This window comes from Pseudomonas sp. GG8 (assembly GCF_052976945.1).
Map to the genome: position 1 here is coordinate 4,468,725 of NZ_JBRIIP010000001.1, position 20,062 is coordinate 4,488,786.

General features: G+C 59.8%; 16 protein-coding genes. 15 read left to right on the plus strand and 1 reads right to left on the minus strand.

Annotation, left to right across the window (positions count from 1 at the left end; genetic code table 11):
• Positions 1-61: 61 nt before the first annotated feature.
• The 3 genes from aroQ to accC are packed head-to-tail and all read left to right on the plus strand — an operon-like array spanning position 62 to position 2,358.
• Positions 62-517, plus strand: a complete 456-nt coding sequence (aroQ, locus tag ACVBEG_RS21360) for a type II 3-dehydroquinate dehydratase (RefSeq protein WP_322177652.1) — start codon at positions 62-64, stop codon at positions 515-517.
• 24 nt (positions 518-541) lie between these two features.
• Complete coding sequence (accB, locus tag ACVBEG_RS21365; protein WP_219062523.1) at positions 542-997, plus strand: acetyl-CoA carboxylase biotin carboxyl carrier protein; 456 nt, start codon at positions 542-544, stop codon at positions 995-997.
• Between the two features lie 17 nt (positions 998-1,014).
• Positions 1,015-2,358, plus strand: a complete 1,344-nt coding sequence (accC, locus tag ACVBEG_RS21370) for an acetyl-CoA carboxylase biotin carboxylase subunit (RefSeq protein ID WP_322177651.1) — start codon at positions 1,015-1,017, stop codon at positions 2,356-2,358.
• Positions 2,359-2,433: 75 nt separating this feature from the next.
• Here accC and ACVBEG_RS21375 read toward each other — a convergent pair whose 3' ends face one another.
• The gene (locus ACVBEG_RS21375) at positions 2,434-4,332 is read right to left on the minus strand and encodes a sigma-54-dependent Fis family transcriptional regulator (protein ID WP_322278033.1); all 1,899 of its coding nucleotides are present in this window, start codon (positions 4,330-4,332) and stop codon (positions 2,434-2,436) included.
• Positions 4,333-4,611: 279 nt separating this feature from the next.
• Between ACVBEG_RS21375 and ACVBEG_RS21380 the strand changes: the two genes are divergently transcribed.
• The 12 genes from ACVBEG_RS21380 to ACVBEG_RS21435 all read left to right on the plus strand — a co-directional run bounded on the left by ACVBEG_RS21380 (position 4,612) and on the right by ACVBEG_RS21435 (position 20,056).
• A complete protein-coding gene (locus tag ACVBEG_RS21380; RefSeq protein WP_322177649.1) occupies positions 4,612-5,670 on the plus strand; it encodes an ATP-NAD kinase family protein in 1,059 nt (352 codons plus the stop codon).
• A gap of 22 nt (positions 5,671-5,692) precedes the next feature.
• Positions 5,693-6,670 (plus strand): thiamine pyrophosphate-dependent dehydrogenase E1 component subunit alpha, encoded by a 978-nt coding sequence (locus tag ACVBEG_RS21385; protein WP_322177648.1) that lies wholly within the window; start codon positions 5,693-5,695, stop codon positions 6,668-6,670.
• Positions 6,671-6,705: 35 nt separating this feature from the next.
• Complete coding sequence (locus ACVBEG_RS21390; RefSeq protein WP_219062518.1) at positions 6,706-7,725, plus strand: alpha-ketoacid dehydrogenase subunit beta; 1,020 nt, start codon at positions 6,706-6,708, stop codon at positions 7,723-7,725.
• Positions 7,722-8,828, plus strand: a complete 1,107-nt coding sequence (locus ACVBEG_RS21395; RefSeq protein WP_330200610.1) for an acetoin dehydrogenase dihydrolipoyllysine-residue acetyltransferase subunit — start codon at positions 7,722-7,724, stop codon at positions 8,826-8,828. Before ACVBEG_RS21390 ends, ACVBEG_RS21395 begins: the two co-directional genes overlap by 4 nt.
• A gap of 96 nt (positions 8,829-8,924) precedes the next feature.
• On the plus strand, positions 8,925-9,989 hold the full coding sequence (locus tag ACVBEG_RS21400) for a 2,3-butanediol dehydrogenase (RefSeq protein ID WP_447108485.1): 1,065 nt from the start codon (positions 8,925-8,927) through the stop codon (positions 9,987-9,989).
• 156 nt (positions 9,990-10,145) lie between these two features.
• The gene (prmA, locus tag ACVBEG_RS21405; protein WP_322177646.1) at positions 10,146-11,024 is read left to right on the plus strand and encodes a 50S ribosomal protein L11 methyltransferase; all 879 of its coding nucleotides are present in this window, start codon (positions 10,146-10,148) and stop codon (positions 11,022-11,024) included.
• A gap of 54 nt (positions 11,025-11,078) precedes the next feature.
• A complete protein-coding gene (locus ACVBEG_RS21410; protein ID WP_447108289.1) occupies positions 11,079-12,398 on the plus strand; it encodes a DUF3426 domain-containing protein in 1,320 nt (439 codons plus the stop codon).
• A gap of 364 nt (positions 12,399-12,762) precedes the next feature.
• Positions 12,763-13,776 carry a tRNA dihydrouridine synthase DusB gene (gene dusB / locus ACVBEG_RS21415; RefSeq protein ID WP_322177644.1) on the plus strand — a complete coding sequence of 338 codons (1,014 nt, stop codon included), beginning with the start codon at positions 12,763-12,765 and terminating at the stop codon, positions 13,774-13,776.
• A complete protein-coding gene (gene fis / locus ACVBEG_RS21420; protein ID WP_007907419.1) occupies positions 13,773-14,093 on the plus strand; it encodes a DNA-binding transcriptional regulator Fis in 321 nt (106 codons plus the stop codon). The genes dusB and fis overlap by 4 nt, the downstream gene beginning before the upstream one ends.
• Positions 14,094-14,172: 79 nt before the next feature.
• On the plus strand, positions 14,173-15,780 hold the full coding sequence (purH, locus tag ACVBEG_RS21425) for a bifunctional phosphoribosylaminoimidazolecarboxamide formyltransferase/IMP cyclohydrolase (protein ID WP_322177643.1): 1,608 nt from the start codon (positions 14,173-14,175) through the stop codon (positions 15,778-15,780).
• Positions 15,781-15,886: 106 nt separating this feature from the next.
• Complete coding sequence (gene purD / locus ACVBEG_RS21430) at positions 15,887-17,182, plus strand: phosphoribosylamine--glycine ligase (RefSeq protein WP_322177642.1); 1,296 nt, start codon at positions 15,887-15,889, stop codon at positions 17,180-17,182.
• A 102-nt stretch (positions 17,183-17,284) separates the two neighbouring features.
• Positions 17,285-20,056, plus strand: a complete 2,772-nt coding sequence (locus ACVBEG_RS21435) for a hybrid sensor histidine kinase/response regulator (protein WP_323565879.1) — start codon at positions 17,285-17,287, stop codon at positions 20,054-20,056.
• Positions 20,057-20,062 lie beyond the last annotated feature (6 nt).

Sequence of the window (20,062 nt, forward strand, 5' to 3'; positions counted from 1 at the left end):
GCAGGGGTTTACGGCATAGTCGCTGCGCATCGATGCTCGCATACACAAGAAGGAACAACAGATGGCGACCTTACTGGTTCTCCACGGACCTAACCTGAACCTGCTCGGCACACGCGAACCGGGCCTCTACGGCGCGGTGACCTTGGCGCAGATCAATCAGGATCTGGAAAAACAGGCCCGAGACCGTGGCCATCATCTGATGTACCTGCAAAGTAATGCCGAGTATGAACTGATCGATCGCATTCACGCCGCACGCGATGAAGGCGTGGACTTCATTGTGATCAATCCAGCAGCTTTTACGCACACCAGCGTCGCATTACGTGACGCGCTGCTGGCCGTGAGCATCCCATTCATCGAAGTGCATCTCTCTAACGTGCACAAACGCGAACCTTTCCGCCATCACTCTTACTTCTCGGATGTAGCGGTGGGAGTGATCTGCGGCCTTGGCGCCAGCGGTTACCGACTGGCCCTGGAGGCCGCCCTGGAACAGCTTGAACAACAAGCTATACGCCCCTGACCGACCCTTGGGAGTTGATGATTAATGGATATCCGTAAAGTTAAGAAACTGATCGAACTGCTGGAAGAATCCGGCATCGACGAGCTCGAGATCCGTGAAGGTGAAGAGTCCGTACGCATCAGCCGTCACAGCAAAACCCCTGCTCAGCAGTACTACGCACCTGCTCCAATGGCTGCGCCGGTTGCACCTGTTGCTGCCGCGCCCGTTGCCGTTGTTGCAGAAGCACCTGCCGCACCAAAACTCAACGGCACGATCGCTCGTTCGCCGATGGTCGGTACGTTCTACCGCACGCCTGCTCCGACTTCGCCAGCTTTTGTCGAAATCGGCCAGACCGTGAAGAAGGGCGACATCATTTGCATCGTTGAAGCGATGAAAATGATGAACCACATCGAAGCTGAAACCAGCGGTGTGATCGAATCCATCCTGGTAGAAAACGGTCAGCCGGTTGAGTACGACCAGCCGCTGTTCACCATCGTTTGAACCACGGAGAGCCTGCGATGTTGGAAAAAGTTCTGATCGCCAACCGCGGCGAAATCGCCCTGCGCATCTTGCGTGCCTGTAAAGAACTGGGCATCAAGACCGTCGCCGTACACTCAACGGCAGACCGCGAGTTGATGCACCTGGGCCTGGCAGACGAAACCGTCTGCATTGGTCCTGGACCTGCCAACCTGTCGTATCTGAACGTTCCAGCCATCATCTCGGCTGCCGAACTGACAGGCGCCACGGCGATTCACCCGGGTTACGGCTTCCTTGCGGAAAACGCCGACTTCGCCGAACAGGTGGAGAAATCCGGTTTCGCCTTTATTGGTCCTACCGCCGAAACCATCCGCCTGATGGGCGACAAGGTTTCTGCCAAGGACGCCATGAAGCGTGCTGGCGTGCCAACGGTTCCAGGTTCTGACGGCCCACTGCCCGAAGACGAAGAAACCGCGCTGCGCATCGGTCGCGAAGTCGGTTACCCCGTGATCATCAAAGCCGCTGGCGGCGGTGGTGGTCGTGGTATGCGCGAAGTGCACCGCGAAGAAGACCTGATCGAAGCGGCGAAGCAGACCCGTGCCGAAGCGGCAGCCTGGTTCAGCAACCCGATGGTCTATCTGGAAAAGTTCCTGACCAACCCACGTCACGTGGAAGTTCAGGTGCTGTCCGATGGCCAGGGTCACGCGATCCACTTGGGCGACCGTGATTGCTCGCTGCAACGTCGGCACCAGAAGGTGCTTGAAGAAGCACCGGCACCGGGCATCGACGAAAAGGCTCGCCAGGAAGTTCTAGCGCGTTGCGTCAAGGCCTGCATCGACATCGGTTACCGTGGTGCCGGCACGTTCGAGTTTCTTTACGAGGACGGCAACTTCTACTTCATCGAGATGAACACTCGGGTTCAAGTAGAGCATCCGGTATCGGAAATGGTCACCGGCATCGACATCGTCAAGGAGATGCTCAGCATCGCCGCCGGCAACAAACTCTCGTATACCCAGGATGACGTAGTCATTCGCGGGCATGCACTGGAGTGCCGGATCAATGCCGAAGACCCGAAAACGTTCATTCCGAGCCCTGGACTGGTCAAGCATTTCCATGCGCCGGGCGGTAATGGCGTACGGGTCGACTCCCACCTTTACAGTGGCTACAAAGTACCGCCGAACTACGACTCGTTGATCGGCAAGCTGATCACGTGGGGCGCAACCCGTGACGAAGCCATGGCGCGCATGCGCAATGCGCTGGACGAGATTGTGGTAGACGGGATCAAAACCAACATCCCGCTGCACCGTGACCTGGTTCGTGATGAAGGCTTCTGCAAAGGCGGAGTCAACATCCACTACCTGGAACACAAATTGGCTAACGAATAACGGTCTCCGTTACTCGAGCCACTCGCAGCACCTGAAAAAGACCCTCGCCTCGCGGCAAGGGTCTTTTTTTTGGCCCTAAATGCGCCTTTTACCCGGCATCTCGATACCGTGCAGGTTCACCCGCCGGTACAACGTCGCCCGCGATATCCCCAGTGATCGGGCGGCATCACCGGGTTTCCAGCGATGACGGATGAGCGCATCCAGTAATAGCTGACGTTGCGGACTGACGCGTTCTTCAACCGAATGAGTCAACGAACGCTCGGTGCCAGGTGCCCCACGGACATCTTCCGGCAGGTCACTCAACTGGACAGTCATGCCTGCGGACACCGCACAGGCGTAACGCAAGACATAGCGCAATTGGCGGATATTGCCCGGCCACGCGTAGCTGAGCAGGCATTCCAGTGCCGACGCACTCAAACCCGCCCGCCCGCCGCACAAACGCGCTTCTTCTTCGAACAGTCGATTGAGCAACACCAGGCGGTCGCTGCGCTCGCGTAAAGGCGGCAACTGGAATCGCGCACCGCTGAGACGAAAATATAAATCCTCACGAAAACTACCGTCCGCCACCATCGCCGCAAGATTGCGGTGTGTCGCACAGATCACTTGAATATCCACCGTTTGCCGCCGCGCACCGCCCAAGGGGGCGACCTCGCCTTCGGCCATGACCCGCAGCAGACGGGTCTGCAAACTCAAGGGCATGTCGCCGATCTCATCAAGGAACAACGTGCCACCGTCAGCCTGCTGCAACAGCCCGCGCATGCCCTTGCTCGACGCCCCCGTGAACGCACCGGCGACGTAGCCGAACAACTCGCTCTCGATCAGGCTTTCCGGAATAGCCGCACAGTTGAGGGCGACAAACGGCCCGCTGCGCCTGGCGCTGATGTCATGCAACTGCCGGGCAAACACCTCTTTGCCTGAGCCGGTCTCACCCTGAATCAGGACCGGCAAGTTGCAATCCTTGACCCGCACCGCCAACTGCAAGCTCTGGGCAATGCGCGGATCGAGTTGGGTGGCGGCGCTTTCCTCTGTCGGCACGGCTCGCATCGGGTGCTGCCTGCGGGGTGCGCTGAGTCGCACATGCAATTCGCCGTCATCGCCTCCCCAGCGCAGCAGTTGCGGCGTTTCATCCGTTACCGCCTGCAAGGCATCAGGGCCGAACACCTCGTTGATGTGCTCTGGCAAGCGACCAAAACGCTGACGCAAAGCCTGTCGCGCCATGCTGTTGAGGGCCAACAAGCGGCCGTCGTTATCCAGCGCCAACAGGTAATCGGGCTGACTGTCGACATACCCCGGCGCGCTGTGCGCACGTAACAACCAATGCCCCTGAGCGCTGTGCATGAAGAACGCGTTTTCTATAACGCGGGCACTCTGCACGACCATCTGCCGGATCAAATGCTGACTGCGCCGATCATCCGGCGATTGCAGCGCCGAAACGTCCAGCACGCCGAGCAGCTCACCTTGGGGATCGAACACCGGCGCCGCAGAACAGGTCAACCCGATGAAGGCCGCCCGAAAGTGATCACGTTTATGAACCGTCACCGGCGCCTTGCCCGTGAGCACGGCGGCAACCCCGCAGGTCCCTTCCTCGCCTTCCGACCAGCAGGTTCCCAGGTATAAACCGGCCTTGCGGCAATCGTTGCGGATGCCCGACTCGACCCGATAGTCGATGGTCTGGCCCTGCGCGTCGGTCAGCAGCACACAATAATCGGCTTCGCGAACCCGTCCGTGTAGCCTCGCGACTTCCTCGCCGGCAATTCGCAGGAACAGGTCAGCACGCTCGCGGCATTCCTTGAGGACAGTGTGAGAAAGGATGCGCGGACCTTGCTGCGAGGCAGGGTCCAAATGGTATTGGTCCATCGAGCGTCGCCAGGAATCGAGAATCAAGTCCGGGACGGGGGCTTGTGGCAGGCGACCGGCATGCCTCAGCACGCGGCTGACGCAGTCCACATGAGCTTTGGAGTGTGCGGCAAACATGGCCTGTCCACCTCTGGGCGTATTGTTGTTATGCGCGTTATTAAGCGCCGTTTGCCTACCCACGACAACCCTTCCTGCGAGCGAGCCGTCGTTGAGACGGAGCGTCTCAGCGTCTCGCTCAAACCCCCGGTCATCTGCAACCACGCGTCTCGCCCAGCCCCTCCGCCAGGCACTCGACGCTGTTGCACGAAGCGCTCTGCACCGGCCCTCTGCGGCCATATCAACCGGGTTGGCACCGGCCTTGCTCTGACACAGACAAACAATAATCAGAGGTGTGCCATGACTGAACCCGCGCTGACCGTGGGGATCATCGCCAACCCGGCGTCGGGTCGCGATGTGCGCCGCCTGACGGCCAATGCTGGCGTTTATTCGAGTACCGAGAAGGCCTCCGTGGTCCAGCGTCTGCTCGGCGCTTTCGGCGCCACCGGCATCCAGCACGTCTTGCTGGCGCCCGACATGACAGGCATCGCCGCCGCTGTGCTCAAAGCCAGCCAGGGACGTAACGCTCGTGAAAGCCACTGGCCACGCCTGACCTTTCTCGACATGCCCTTGCGCCAGACCGTCGAAGACACACGTCTGGCCGCACGAATGATGGCCGAACAAGGGGTCGCACTGATCGCAGTGTTGGGCGGCGACGGGACGCACAAGGCGGTTGCCGCCGAAGTCGGTGACATTCCCCTGCTGACACTCTCGACCGGGACTAACAACGCCTTCCCTGAACTGCGTGAAGCCACCAGTGCCGGGCTGGCCGGTGGGCTCTGCGCAAGCGGACGTATTCCTTCCGGGGTTGGCCTGCGGCGCAACAAGCGTTTGCTGGTTCGCGAGCACGCCCGGGGCATTTGTGAATGGGCGCTGGTCGATGTCGCCGTCTCGTCGCAACCTTTCATCGGAGCCCGTGCGATCTGCCGCGCCGAAGACCTGGCGGAAGTTTTCGTGACGTTTGCCGAGCCCCATGCCATTGGCCTTTCGGCACTCTGCGGGCTGTGGTGTCCAGTTTCGCGCCAATCACCGCTGGGCGCCTGGGTCCGCCTGAACCCCAACGCCGACGATGCCGTTCTGGTGCCGCTGGCGCCAGGTTTGCTCCAGGGCTGCGCCGTCAGTGCCTGCGGCTCGATGCAACCTGGGGTGGCTTATTCGCCGAGTCTGCTCAATGGCACCCTGGCCCTGGACGGCGAGCGTGAAATCGAGTTCAGCGCCAACGACCACCCCACCGTCACCCTCGACCCTTACGGCCCGATCAGCATTGATGTCGAAGCCGTTTTGGCCTACGCCGCGCTCCATCGCCTGCTGGCGATAGGTCGCGAGCACCCGCAACACCCCGCAAACCTTCCGTGTTGAGACAACCCAGGAGAACAACAAGATGTCCACTCACCTGTCCCATGAGCAACTGTTGCACGCCTACAAAGTGATGCGCACGATCCGCGTCTTCGAAGAGCGCCTGCACGTCGAATTCGCCACTGGCGAGATCCCTGGCTTCGTCCACCTGTATGCCGGCGAAGAAGCCTCGGCCGCTGGCGTCATGGCCCACCTTACCGACGATGACTGCATTGCTTCCACCCACCGCGGCCATGGCCATTGCATCGCCAAGGGGGTCGATGTGTACGGCATGATGGCCGAGATCTACGGCAAGAAAACCGGGGTCTGCGGCGGCAAGGGCGGTTCGATGCACATCGCCGACCTGGAGAAAGGCATGCTCGGCGCCAACGGCATCGTCGGCGCCGGCGCACCCTTGGCTGCCGGTGCCGCCCTGGCCGCCAAGCTCAAAGGCACGCAGGGTGTTGCGGTGGCCTTCTTTGGCGATGGCGGTTCAAACGAGGGGGCGGTTTTCGAAGCCATGAACCTCGCGTCGATCTGGAACCTGCCCTGCCTGTTCATCGCCGAAAACAACGGTTACGCCGAGGCCACGGCGTCTGTGTGGTCGGTCGCCAGTGACCATATCGCCGACCGCGCAGCCGGTTTCGGCATGCCCGGCGTGACGGTAGACGGCTTCGACTTCTTCGCGGTCCACGAAGCTGCGGGTGCCGCTGTCGCTCGCGCCCGAGCCGGCGAAGGGCCGTCGCTGATCGAGATGAAACTCACCCGCTACTACGGCCACTTCGAAGGTGATGCACAAACCTACCGCGCGCCCGACGAGATCAAGAACTTTCGCGACACCCGTGACTGTCTCATGCAGTTCCGCGAACGCAGCCTGAATGCCGGGCTGCTGAAAGTCGCTCAACTAGACCAGATCGATCTAGACGTCGAGCACCTGATCGAAGACGCCGTACGCCGGGCCAAATCCGACCCTAAACCCCAGGCAAGCGACCTGCTGACCGACGTGTACGTGTCCTATCCCTGAGCCGACCTCAAAACAAGAACAACAGGAGAATTATCATGGCGAGAAAAATAAGCTATCAGCAGGCGATCAACGAAGCGCTTGCCCAGGAAATGCGCCGCGACCCCACCGTATTCATCATGGGTGAAGACGTCGCTGGCGGCGCAGGCGCACCCGGCGAGCAGGATGCCTGGGGCGGCGTGCTCGGCGTCACCAAGGGTCTCTATCACCAGTTTCCTGGGCGGGTTCTGGATACGCCGCTATCCGAACTGGGGTATGTCGGTGCCGCCATAGGCGCCGCCACTCAAGGGGTTCGCCCCGTGTGCGAACTGATGTTCGTTGATTTCGCGGGCTGCTGTCTGGATCAGATCCTCAACCAGGCGGCTAAATTTCGCTACATGTTCGGTGGTAAGGCCGTCACCCCGGTGGTGATCCGCACCATGTATGGCGCCGGCTTGAGGGCCGCCGCCCAGCACTCGCAAATGCTCACCTCCCTGTGGACCCACATCCCCGGCCTGAAAGTGGTGTGCCCGTCCTCGCCCTATGACGCCAAGGGCTTGCTGATCCAGGCCATTCGCGACAACGACCCGGTGATTTTCTGCGAGCACAAAATGCTTTACAGCATGCAGGGTGAAGTCCCGGAAGAGCTGTATACCGTGCCGTTTGGCGAAGCCAATTTCTTGCGCGAGGGCGATGACGTAACCCTCGTGACCTACGGTCGCATGGTCCATTTGGCGCTGGAGGCAGCAAACAACCTCGCACGCCAGGGCATTGCCTGTGAAGTTCTGGACTTGCGTACCACCAGCCCGCTGGACCTAGACAGCATCCTCGAAAGTGTAGAAAAAACCGGGCGTCTGGTGGTGATCGACGAAGCCAACCCACGCTGTTCGATGGCCACCGACATCTCGGCACTGGTCGCTCAGAAAGCGTTTTTCGCCCTCAAAGCACCGATTGAAATGGTCACCGCGCCGCACACCCCTGTGCCTTTCTCCGACGCGCTGGAGGACCTGTACATCCCTACCGCGGCGAAAATCGAGGCGGCCGTGCATAAAATTTGCGAAGGGAGGAAGGTTGCATGAGCCAGATTCATACGCTAACCATGCCTAAATGGGGCCTGTCGATGACCGAAGGGCGCGTCGACACGTGGCTCAAGGAGGAAGGCGAGCGCATAGAGAAAGGCGATCAGGTGCTCGATGTCGAAACCGACAAAATTTCCAGCAGCGTCGAAACCCCTTTTTCTGGCGTGTTGCGGCGCCGGATAGCGCAACAGGATGAAACCCTGTCCGTGGGCGCCCTGCTCGCCATCGTTGTCGAGGGGGATGCCAGTGATGCAGAGGTCGACGCGGTGATCGAACGCTTCCAGGCCGAGTTCGTGCCCGGTGGCGATGCTGCAGAAGACAGCGGTCCAGCGCCGCAGAAAATCCAGCTCGAGGGCCGCACGCTACGCTTCTTCGACCGTGGCGAAGGCACCAGTCCGCTGGTGTTGATTCACGGTTTCGGCGGAGATTTAAACAACTGGCTGTTCAACCACGACGCACTGGCTGCCGGGCGCCGCGTTATCGCACTCGATCTGCCGGGGCATGGCGAGTCGGGCAAAACCCTGCAACGCGGCGACTTGGATGAACTGAGCCAGACCGTCCTGAGCTTGCTCGATCATCTGGACATAGAGTCCGCACACTTGGCCGGCCATTCGATGGGTGGCGCCGTCGCACTCAACGCCGCCCGCCTTGCACCGAATCGAGTCCGCTCACTGACCTTAATCGCCAGCGCTGGCTTGGGCTCGCAGATCAATGGCGAGTATTTGCAGGGCTTTATCGACGCCGCCAACCGCAACGCCTTGAAGCCACAACTGGTGCAGCTGTTTTCCGACCCGGCGCTGGTGAATCGGCAAATGCTTGAAGACATGCTCAAGTTCAAACGCCTGGAAGGGGTCGACGCAGCCCTGCGCCTGCTGACCACCCAATTGTTTGCTGGCGGACAGCAGCACAGCGACCTGCGGTCAGTCGTCGCGCAGCAGCCGAGCCTGGTGATTTGGGGCGCCAACGACGCCATCATCCCTGCCGCTCATGCTCAAGGGCTCAGTGCACAGGTCGAGGTGTTGGCGGGTCAAGGCCACATGGTGCAGATGGAAGCGGCGGAGCAGGTCAACCGCCTGATTCTCGGCTTCCTGCAGGGCCAATAAATCAGTGGCTCTGGCCTGCCCGACGCTCGCTGGAGCTTCCACACTGTTGTGAGGAGATAACACACGATGAGCACTGCATTGAAAAGCACCGCCAGCATGCGCGCAGCGGTCTGGCATGGACGCCACGATATCCGCGTAGAAGACGTGCCGCTGCCCTCCGACCCGCCTGCCGACTGGGTACAGATTCGCGTGGACTGGTGTGGCATCTGCGGTTCGGACCTGCATGAATACGTCGCCGGACCAGTGTTCATTCCGGTAGACGCTCCGCACCCGATGACCGGCATTCAGGGCCAATGCATTCTGGGCCATGAGTTCTGCGGCGAAATCACCAAGCTCGGCGCTAACGTCCAGGGTTTTGCCGTGGGCGACCTGATCACCGCTGACGCCTGCCAGCATTGCGGCACCTGTTATTACTGCACTCATGGTCTCTACAACATCTGTGAACGACTGGCGTTTACCGGTCTGATGAACAACGGCGCCTTCGCCGAATGGGTCAATGTGCCTGCCAACCTCCTGTACAAATTACCGGCAGGCTTCCCCAAAGAGGCCGGAGCGCTGATCGAGCCACTGGCGGTGGGCATGCACGCGGTCAAGAAGGCAGGCAGCCTGCACGGGCAAACCGTGGTGGTCGTGGGCGCTGGCACCATCGGCCTGTGCACCATCATGTGCGCCAAAGCGGCCGGTGCCGCACAGGTTATTGCCCTGGAAATGTCGTCGGCGCGCAAGGCCAAGGCACTCGAAGTCGGCGCCAACCGGGTCTTCGATCCTTCCGAGTGCGACGCGCTTGCCGAAATTCGCGCGGTCACCCATGGCTTGGGCGCCGATGTGAGCTTCGAATGCATCGGCAATAAACACACGGCCAAGCTCGCCATCGATGTGATCCGCAAAGCCGGCAAATGCGTGCTGGTGGGTATTTTCGAGGAGCCCAGCCAATTCAATTTCTTCGACTTGGTGTCCACCGAAAAACAGGTCATGGGCTCTTTGGCCTACAACGGCGAGTTCGCCGATGTGATCGCCCTTATCGCCGACGGCAGCCTGGACATCACGCCGCTGGTCACCGGACGGATTGGCCTGGAGGACATTGTCAGTCTCGGGTTTGAGGAACTGGTCAACAACAAGGAACACAACGTCAAAATCATTGTGTCGCCCAGCCCTATCTGATCTGTCATGTCAGAAAGAGCCTGTCTTGGGCTCTTCCCCTCAAAGCCGCCTAGCCGCGGCTTTGTTGTTTTTTGCCCTTCCCCTTCGCGCTCAAGTAAACTTGCGCGCTTCTCGCAGCCGCTGGCTGCACATCGTCATTTTTCAAAGGTGCCCGCCATGCCTTGGCTGCAAGTCCGTCTCGCCATCAGCCCAGAACAAGCCGAAACCTACGAAGACGCTTTTCTTGAAGTAGGCGCCGTGTCCGTAACCTTCATGGACGCCGAAGATCAGCCGATTTTCGAGCCGGAACTCAACACTACGCCGCTGTGGTCGCATACCCACTTGCTGGCGCTGTTCGAAGCCGACACCGATGCCGATCAGGTGCTGGCCCACCTGCAATTGCTCACCGGTGCAGAATTGCCGGAACACATGAGCGAAGTCATCGAAGACCAGGACTGGGAACGCAGCTGGATGGACAACTTCCATCCCATGCGTTTTGGTCAGCGCCTGTGGATCGTCCCGAGCTGGCACGCGGCACCCGAGCCGGATGCGGTCAACCTGCTGCTCGATCCGGGCCTGGCCTTCGGCACCGGCACGCACCCCACTACCGCGCTGTGCCTGGAATGGCTCGACGGTCAGGACCTGAAAGACTGCAGCGTGCTGGACTTCGGCTGCGGCTCGGGGATTCTGGCGATTGCGGCGTTGTTGCTGGGCGCCAAACAAGCCGTCGGCACCGACATTGACTACCAGGCGCTGGATGCCTCGCGCGACAACGCAGACCGCAACGCTATCGCCCCCGAGCGTTTCACCCTGTACCTGCCGGAAGACCTGCCGCAAGAAAAAGCCGACGTGTTGGTCGCCAATATCCTGGCCGGCCCGTTGGTGTCGTTGGCACCAACCCTGGCAAGTCTGGTCAAAACCGGTGGTCGCCTGGCGTTATCGGGCATCCTCGCTGAGCAAGGCGAAGAAGTGGCCGCGGCTTACGCCGACACGTTCGACCTGGACCCCATCGCCAATCGTGATGGCTGGGTCCGTATCACAGGTCGTCGCCGTTAACCGCTATTTGAAACCATGGACTAAGATGAGCGCCTGCCTAAACCGGATAGCCGCATGACCGACAGTTTCGTTACTCAGTGTCCGCACTGCCAGACCAGTTTCCGCGTCAGCCACGCCCAATTGAGCGTGGCCCGGGGCGTGGTCCGGTGCGGCTCCTGCCTGCAGGTCTTCAATGCGGCAAAACAACTGCTCGAACAACGGTCAGGCAAGTCGCCCGCAGAAACGCAAGCGCCTCTTCCCGCCGCTCCCATCATCCCGCCCGAGCCTGTGGTCGTACCGACTGAAGAACCAGTCAAGCCTGCCCCTCAGTGGAAGGCCAGCGCAATTGAGCTCGACAGCGTTGATCTGGACGACCTCGACTTGGACGAAGAGCTCGCCAGGCTTGAGCAACGGGAAATCCAGCTGCCTGAAACGTTCGGGCGCGAAGGCCACTCCAGGCATGACGACTCGGCACTGAGCGCACGTCGCGACAGCGCCAATATAGAAAACGAGCAGTGGGTCGACAGCCTGCTCAACGACGATGCACCAGAACACCTCCACGTTGAAGCCAGCGCCGCGCCCAAAACGAACGAAGCGTCCGAACCGACTTCACACCATCGTACCGAGCCTTCGTTGTCACTCGACAGCGCAGCACTGGACGACGAACCCGAGGCGCAGGGACCACGCCTGAGCGAAAGCCAGAGCCCTCCTCCGCCCAAAGAAAACCCCGGAAGTTGGTCGGCCATCGACGGCGACGAACCGGACACCCTCGACGAATCGCATGAGCGTCAGGAGCCAAGACTCAAACTCGGTCGCAGTGAACCCGGTTTGTACGATGAAGGGACGCGAGACAAGCCACTCCTCGATCTGACCGACGACCCACTGCAACTCGACTGGCAGAAACCCAAGCCGCGCTGGGGCCGACGCTTTTTCTGGGGATTGCTGATTGTGCTTGCGAGCGTCGCATTGGCCGGTCAATACATCTGGTATCACTTCGACGAGCTGGCGCGCCAGGATCAATACCGCCCATGGTTCCAGCAGATCTGTCCGCAGATCGGTTGCACCGTACCGTCAAAAGTTGATATCAAGCTGCTCAAGAGCAGCAATCTGGTGGTGCGCAGCCATCCCGAGTTCAAGGGCGCACTGGTGGTTGACGCAATCATCTATAACCGGGCGTCCTTTTCTCAGCCGTTTCCGCTGCTGGAGTTGCGATTCGCCGATCCCAATGGCCAGTTGATCGCCAGTCGTCGATTCAAACCCAGCGAATACCTGAGCGGCGAGATGGCCGGTAAAGCTGAAATGCCACCGCAAACGCCGATTCATATCGCACTGGACATCCTCGATCCAGGGACCAAAGCCGTGAATTACAGCTTGAGCTTCCGCTCACCCGAGTGAGCGCGCGCGGACCGGAGAGCCCAGCCTGCCAGCAGCGCTCCGGTAAAAAAGGCTGATAGCCTCAAGCTTGAGCATGAAGCGCTCACCCTTCCGGGATTGACGGCGTTTTTATGACGTCGTGGCAGAAAACCGAACCGTCAACGACAAGAAAATAACTGTTCAGATTTTATCCAATTCAGCCTTTATCCAGTCATCGAGAGCGGGTATCATGCCAACCCTTTTTCACACTCTGAGTTCGGTCTGAAAAGTCGCGCAAGCACTTAACGGACAGAACCCGAGCAGGCCCGTGTGGAACCGTTGCGTGCCAGGCCCGCAGTCGTTTCCACATGACATGCATTGATTCGGCCCCACAACAGGCACACCTATGTCGGCGGTACGTATCGGCCCCTATACATTGCAAAACGGCTTGATTCTCGCCCCGATGGCCGGGGTCACGGACCAGCCTTTTCGTCAGCTCTGCCGTCAACTCGGTGCGGGGCTGGTGGTTTCGGAAATGGTCACCAGTGACATGAGCCTGTGGAACAGTCGCAAATCGCGCCTGCGCATGATCCACGAAGGTGATCCCGAGCCACGCTCGGTACAGATCGCCGGCGGTGACCCGCAGATGCTGGCGGATGCAGCACGCGCCAATGTCGAAATGGGCGCACAGATTATTGATATCAACATGGGTTGTCCGGCAAAAAAAGTCTGCAACAAGGCTGCCGGCTCTGCGTTATTGAAAGACGAACACCTAGTGAGCGAGATCCTGCAGGCCGTAGTGGCTGCAGTCGATGTACCGGTCACCTTGAAGATTCGTACCGGCTGGGACCGGGCGAACAAAAATGGTCTGACCGTGGCGAAAATCGCCGAGCAGGCGGGAATAATGGCGCTGGCGGTACATGGCCGCACCCGGGCAGACCTGTACACCGGCGAAGCCGAATACGACACCATTGCCGAAATCAAACAGGCAGTGTCGATCCCGGTCTTCGCCAATGGCGATATCGATTCACCGGCAAAAGCCCGGTACGTGCTACAGGCGACCGGTGCAGACGGGTTGTTGATTGGTCGGGCCGCCCAAGGGCGCCCATGGATTTTTCGCGAGATAGAACACTACCTGCGCACCGGCGAGACATTACCGGCGCTGCAGTTGAGTGAGGTGGAACGCATCCTGCTTGAGCATCTGGCGGCGCTGCACACTTTCTATGGCGATGTGCTGGGCGTGCGTATTGCGCGCAAGCATGTCGGCTGGTATCTCGCAACCTTGCCGGGCGCCAGGGAGTTTCGCGCCCACTTCAATCGTTTGGAAGATACGGAAGCACAGTGCGCCAACGTTCGCGACTTTTTCAGCGAGCGTTACAAGAGCCCGGAAACAAGGGACGAAGAAGAGGTGGCCGCATGACGATGATGACCGAGACTTTAGTGAGTGGAACAACACCCGTGAGCGACAACGTCAATTTGAAACAGCACCTCAACACCCCGAGCGAAGAGGGTCAAACCCTGCGCGGGAGTGTCGAGAAAGCGCTGCACAATTATTTCGCCCACCTGGAAGGCGCTGCCGTCACGGATGTGTACAACCTCGTGCTGTCGGAAGTCGAGGCGCCATTGCTCGAATGCGTGATGAACTACGTCAAGGGTAACCAGACCAAAGCGTCCGAATTACTGGGCCTCAATCGCGGCACCCTGCGCAAGAAACTCAAGCAGTACGATCTGCTGTAAGCATTTAAAACAGAAGAGGCGACCCACCTCATTGGGTCGCCTTTTTTTGCTGACTCCTTTGCTTTAGATGGGAATTGAAATGACCGACCAGACTACCCGCCTGCCAATCCGCCGCGCGTTGATCAGCGTCTCCGACAAGACCGGGATTCTCGAATTCGCGCGCGGGCTTACCGCTCTGGGCGTCGAGATCCTCTCCACCGGCGGCACCTTCAAGCTGCTCAAGGACAATGGTATTGCTGCGGTAGAAGTCGCTGATTACACCGGCTTCGCAGAAATGATGGATGGCCGGGTCAAGACCCTGCACCCGAAAATCCACGGCGGCATCCTTGGCCGTCGCGGTATCGACGACGCCATCATGAGCGAGCACGGGATCAAGCCGATCGATCTGGTTGCGGTCAACCTTTACCCGTTCGAAGCGACCATCGCCAAGCCAGGTTGTGACCTGCCGACCGCTATCGAGAACATCGATATCGGCGGCCCGACCATGGTTCGCTCGGCAGCCAAAAACCACAAAGACGTGGCCATCGTGGTCAACGCCAGCGACTACAGCCACGTACTGGAAAGCCTCAAGGCCGGTGGCCTGACGTACGCCCAGCGTTTCGATCTGATGCTCAAGGCATTCGAGCATACTGCCGCCTACGACGGCATGATCGCCAACTACCTGGGCAGCATCGACCAGAGCGCCGAAACCCTCAGCACTGAAGGCCGTAGCGCCTTCCCGCGTACGTTCAACAGCCAGTTCATCAAGGCTCAAGAAATGCGCTATGGCGAGAACCCGCATCAGAGCGCGGCGTTCTACGTGGAAGCCCACCCTGCCGAAGTAAGCATCGCCACGGCGACCCAGTTGCAAGGCAAGGAACTGTCCTTCAACAACGTGGCCGACACCGATGCCGCGCTGGAATGCGTGAAAAGCTTCGTCAAGCCTGCCTGTGTCATCGTCAAACACGCCAACCCGTGCGGCGTCGCGGTCAGCCCGGACGACGAAGGCGGCATTCGCCAGGCGTATGAACTGGCCTATGCCACCGACACCGAATCGGCTTTCGGCGGCATCATCGCCTTCAACCGCGAGCTGGATGCTGAAACGGCCAAGGCCATTGTCGATCGTCAGTTCGTCGAAGTGATCATCGCGCCAAGCGTAACGGCCGAAGCAAAAGCCATTATTGCCACCAAGGCCAACGTTCGCCTGCTGACTACCGGGCAATGGGCTGCCGAGCGCATGCCCGCCTGGGACTTCAAACGCGTCAATGGCGGGTTGCTGGTGCAGAGCCGCGACATCGGCATGATCGGCAGCGACGACCTGAAAGTCGTGACCCAGCGCGCGCCGACCGAACAGGAAATCCACGACCTGATCTTCGCCTGGAAAGTCGCCAAATACGTGAAGTCCAACGCCATCGTCTACGCCAAGAATCGTCAGACCATCGGCGTCGGCGCTGGCCAGATGAGCCGCGTAAACTCTGCACGCATCGCCGCGATCAAAGCTGAACACGCTGGCCTGCAAGTACAGGGCGCGGTCATGGCATCGGATGCGTTTTTCCCGTTCCGTGACGGCATCGACAACGCAGCCAAGGCTGGGATCACTGCCGTCATCCAGCCAGGTGGCTCGATGCGCGACAACGAAGTGATCGCCGCAGCCGATGAAGCCGGGATTGCGATGGTGTTCACCGGCATGCGCCATTTCCGCCACTAACTTGGCAGCGGCCGCACTGAAGCAGGTATGTGCTTCAGTGCGACCTCCTACGGCGAAAAGCGCTTTAGGTTCTAAAACAGAATTCAGCGTCATCGAGGTTTTTGAAATGAATGTTTTGATCATTGGCAGCGGTGGCCGTGAACACGCCCTGGCGTGGAAAGTCGCACAGGACCCGCGTGTCGTGAAAGTTTTCGTGGCACCGGGCAATGCCGGGACCGCGACTGAAGCCAAGTGCGAAAACGTCGCCATCGACGTGCTGGCCCTTGAGCAGCTTGCAGATTTTGCACAAAAGAACGTGTCCCTGACCATCGTTGGCCCGGAAGTGCCACTGGTCGCGGGCGTCGTAGATCTGTTCCGTGCCCGTGGCCTGGACTGCTTCGGTCCGACCGCAGGTGCCGCGCAGCTGGAAGGTTCGAAAGCCTTCACCAAAGATTTCCTCGCCCGCCACAAGATCCCGACAGCGGATTATGAGACCTTCACCGAGGTCGAGCCTGCGTTGGCTTATCTGCAAAAAACCGGCGCACCGATCGTGATCAAGGCAGACGGCCTGGCGGCAGGCAAAGGCGTCATTGTTGCCATGACGCTGACTGAAGCCGAAGACGCTGTGCGCGACATGCTCGCTGGCAACGCGTTTGGCGAAGCCGGTTCGCGGGTAGTTATCGAAGAGTTCCTCGATGGCGAAGAGGCCAGCTTTATTGTGATGGTCGACGGCAAGAACGTATTGCCAATGGCCACCAGTCAGGATCACAAGCGCGTCGGCGACGGCGACAGCGGCCCGAATACCGGCGGCATGGGTGCTTACTCCCCGGCCCCGGTGGTGACTGCACAGGTCCACCAACGTGTCATGGACCTGGTCATATGGCCGACTGTCCGGGGCATGGCTGAGGAAGGCAACGTTTACACCGGTTTCCTCTATGCTGGGCTGATGATCGACAAAGCAGGCAATCCGAAGGTCATCGAATTCAATTGCCGCTTTGGCGATCCGGAAACCCAACCGGTGATGTTGCGCCTGCAATCGAGCCTGGTGCTACTGATCGAGGCCGCTCTGGCGCAAGCGCTGGACAAAGTTGAAGCTCAGTGGGACCCGCGTCCGAGTCTGGGCGTCGTGCTGGCCGCCGGCGGATACCCAGGCGATTACGCCAAAGATGCCGTGATAAAAGGTCTGGACGCTGCAGCGGGTTTGCCTGGCAAAGTATTCCACGCAGGTACAGCATTGAAGGATGGTCAAGTCGTGACGTCCGGCGGGCGTGTCCTGTGTGCCACCGCGCTAGGTGAAAGCGTAGCGAGCGCCCAGGAGCACGCTTACCGACTGGCGGCTGAAATTGATTGGGAAGGTTGTTTCTATCGCAACGACATTGGCTACCGTGCCATTGCTCGCGAGCGTGGTGAAGACCTGGAATAAGGCTAGACGGCCAGCCAGGCAGGCACCTATCAGCAGGTGCTTGCCTGTTTATTCCAGCCCCGCGCATAGTTATCTGGCATTCACCTACGAAGGGATTTCGCCGTGCGCTGGCTCAGGATCGCCATAGGTTTCACTGTCAGTCTGCTGACCCTGCTCTGCATGCCCCCGGCTTACGCCGAGCAAGGCGGTGGCTGGTCTACATTGCTTGATGAAAAGGCCGACCTGCAATTAAGCGATGTCCATTCGGCGCGCTACTCGAATCAATTCAGTCCAATCGAGCTCGATCAAGTCAGCGCAGGTGACCGCAACAGCGCAGTCTGGCTGCACTATCGCCTGCAACCCGACGATCACGAACAACTGCTGCGCATCTTCGCGCCCGACCTGGCTAGCCTGGACCTGTACGTGCTTGACGGCAACACACTGATCAGCCACTCACGTGCCGGTAATAACATACCGCGCGATAACAAATTGCCACCCTCCACCGACTTCCTCCTGCCACTGCCACAAAGCAATGTCCCACTGGACATCTACCTGCGCTCGGTGTCAGAACAGAAATTGCGCCCCAACATCACCCTGCAATCGGCGATAGCCAGCGCGGCAGACGAGCGGCAGCCGTTGTTGCTTGGCCTGTTCCTCGGCTGCCTGGCAATGTTGGTCCTGCAAAACATCACGCGCTTCGCCCACACTCGCGCACAAAGTAGCCTGTGGCTGGGGGCCTGTGAGGCGATGCTGGCCTTGAGTGCGCTGCTGCTCCTGAATCTGCTGGCACCCTGGCTGCCCAACAGGCACCTGGCGCAGACACCCGGTGCATACCTGGCATTGATCCTTGCGGCTCTGAGCGGCCTGATGTTCGCTTATCGATTTTTCGCGCCTCGGCGGTCCAGACGCCTGAACCGTTTTTTGCTGGCCGACATGCTGGTCATCGGGCTGTGTGGCCTATTGGTATTGTTCGTCGATGCCCTGCCCCTGAATATCATCACCTTTGGCGTGGTGGCGCTGGCGAGCCTGAGCATCCTGTTTGTTGCCTCCTGCCACTGGCACAAGGGTTACAGCCCTGCCCGGCTATTTGTCCTGGCGATGGTCGTGTTCAATCTGGGTTGCCTGGTGATTCTGCCAGCCTTGCTCCGTCTGACTCTGATCGCCCCGCAATGGCTGATCATTACCCTGCTGGGTGTGTTCTGTATCGCGGGGCTGCTGATGAGTATTGCCCTCAGCGAGCGTCATCGCAGCATCACCGAAGATAACTTCAGCGCCAGCCGCGATCTGGCCGCCAGCACCGCCGAAATCAATGCCAAGGCCGAGTTTCTGGCGAAGCTCAGCCACGAAATCCGCACCCCGATGAATGGCGTGCTGGGCATGACCGAGCTGCTGCTGGGCACGCCGCTTTCAGTCAAGCAGCGTGATTACGTACAGACCATCCACAGCGCCGGGAATGAGCTGCTGACGCTGATCAACGAGATTCTCGACATCACCAAGCTCGAGTCCGGACAAATCGAGCTCGATGATGTGCAGTTCGACCTCAACGCACTGCTCGAGGACTGCCTGAATATCTTCCGGGCCAAAGCCGAACAGCAGAACGTCGAACTGATCAGTTTTATTCAACCACAGGTCCCGCGCGTGATCAGCGGCGACCCTACGCGCCTCCGCCAAACGTTACTCAGCCTGCTGGAAAATGCCCTGAAGAAAACCGACCAGGGCGAGGTTCTGCTGGTGGTTGCACTGGATTCGCGCAGCGGCAAACCGCGCCTGCGGATTGCCGTGCAAGACAGCGGCGAGCCCTTGGCGGCCAAGGAGCGCGACGCGCTGCTGCACACCGAATTGCACAGCAAGAATTTCCTCTCCAGCACCAAGCTCGGCGGCAACCTGGGGCTGGCGATTGCCCGGCAATTGATCATGCTGATGCACGGTGAATTCGGCATCCAGAGCGGCACCAATCAGGGCAGTACGCTCTGGCTCACGTTGCCGCTGGACCCGGATCGACTGGAACAACCCACCACAGACCTCGATAGTTCGCTCAAGGGCGCCCGTGTGTTGGTGGTAGACGACAATGACACCTGCCGCAAAGTCCTGGTGCAGCAATGCAGCGCCTGGGGCTTGAATGTCAGTGCCGTGCCGTCGGGCAAGGAAGCGCTGGCACTGCTGCGGACCAAGGCGCATCTGCGTGATTATTTCGACGCTGTCCTGCTCGACCAGAACATGCCCGGCATGACCGGGATGCAACTGGCAGCCAAGATCAAGGAAGACCCAAGCCTGAACCACGACATCCTGTTGATCATGCTCACTGGCATCAGTAACGCGCCGAGCAAAATCATCGCACGCAACGCCGGCATCAAACGCATCCTGGCCAAACCGGTAGCGGGCTATACGCTCAAGACGACCCTGGCCGACGAACTCAACCAGCGCAATAAGGGCACGTCCCCGCTCAGTTTGCCGTCCGCTGCCAGCAAGCCCATCAGCGTCCCGAGCGATTTCCGCATCCTCGTTGCCGAAGACAACAGCATCTCGACCAAAGTGATTCGCGGCATGCTCGGCAAGCTCAACCTCCAACCGGACACCGCCAGCAACGGCGAAGAAGCACTGATCGCGATGAAAGCCCAACACTATGACCTGGTGTTGATGGACTGCGAGATGCCGATCCTTGACGGGTTTTCCGCCACCCAACAGCTGCGCGCTTGGGAAGTCGGTAATCAACGAATACGCACGCCGGTAGTCGCACTGACCGCGCATATCCTGACGGAGCATAAAGAGCGCGCCGTTCAAGCAGGCATGGACGGACACATGGCCAAACCCGTAGAGCTGTCGCAATTGCGCGAGCTGATTGAACACTGGGTCGCCAAACGCGAGCAACGTCAGGCTCAGACCCAAACCGGCTGATTTCAC

Bases quoted from the DNA above. Each gene is read 5' to 3' on its own strand.
- aroQ (WP_322177652.1), top strand. From the start codon at position 62: ATGGCGACCTTACTGGTTCTCCACGGACCTAACCTGAACCTGCTCGGC.
- accB (WP_219062523.1), top strand. From the start codon at position 542: ATGGATATCCGTAAAGTTAAGAAACTGATCGAACTGCTGGAAGAATCC.
- accC (WP_322177651.1), top strand. From the start codon at position 1,015: ATGTTGGAAAAAGTTCTGATCGCCAACCGCGGCGAAATCGCCCTGCGC.
- ACVBEG_RS21375 (WP_322278033.1), bottom strand. From the start codon at position 4,332: ATGTTTGCCGCACACTCCAAAGCTCATGTGGACTGCGTCAGCCGCGTG.
- ACVBEG_RS21380 (WP_322177649.1), top strand. From the start codon at position 4,612: ATGACTGAACCCGCGCTGACCGTGGGGATCATCGCCAACCCGGCGTCG.
- ACVBEG_RS21385 (WP_322177648.1), top strand. From the start codon at position 5,693: ATGTCCACTCACCTGTCCCATGAGCAACTGTTGCACGCCTACAAAGTG.
- ACVBEG_RS21390 (WP_219062518.1), top strand. From the start codon at position 6,706: ATGGCGAGAAAAATAAGCTATCAGCAGGCGATCAACGAAGCGCTTGCC.
- ACVBEG_RS21395 (WP_330200610.1), top strand. From the start codon at position 7,722: ATGAGCCAGATTCATACGCTAACCATGCCTAAATGGGGCCTGTCGATG.
- ACVBEG_RS21400 (WP_447108485.1), top strand. From the start codon at position 8,925: ATGCGCGCAGCGGTCTGGCATGGACGCCACGATATCCGCGTAGAAGAC.
- prmA (WP_322177646.1), top strand. From the start codon at position 10,146: ATGCCTTGGCTGCAAGTCCGTCTCGCCATCAGCCCAGAACAAGCCGAA.
- ACVBEG_RS21410 (WP_447108289.1), top strand. From the start codon at position 11,079: ATGACCGACAGTTTCGTTACTCAGTGTCCGCACTGCCAGACCAGTTTC.
- dusB (WP_322177644.1), top strand. From the start codon at position 12,763: ATGTCGGCGGTACGTATCGGCCCCTATACATTGCAAAACGGCTTGATT.
- fis (WP_007907419.1), top strand. From the start codon at position 13,773: ATGACGATGATGACCGAGACTTTAGTGAGTGGAACAACACCCGTGAGC.
- purH (WP_322177643.1), top strand. From the start codon at position 14,173: ATGACCGACCAGACTACCCGCCTGCCAATCCGCCGCGCGTTGATCAGC.
- purD (WP_322177642.1), top strand. From the start codon at position 15,887: ATGAATGTTTTGATCATTGGCAGCGGTGGCCGTGAACACGCCCTGGCG.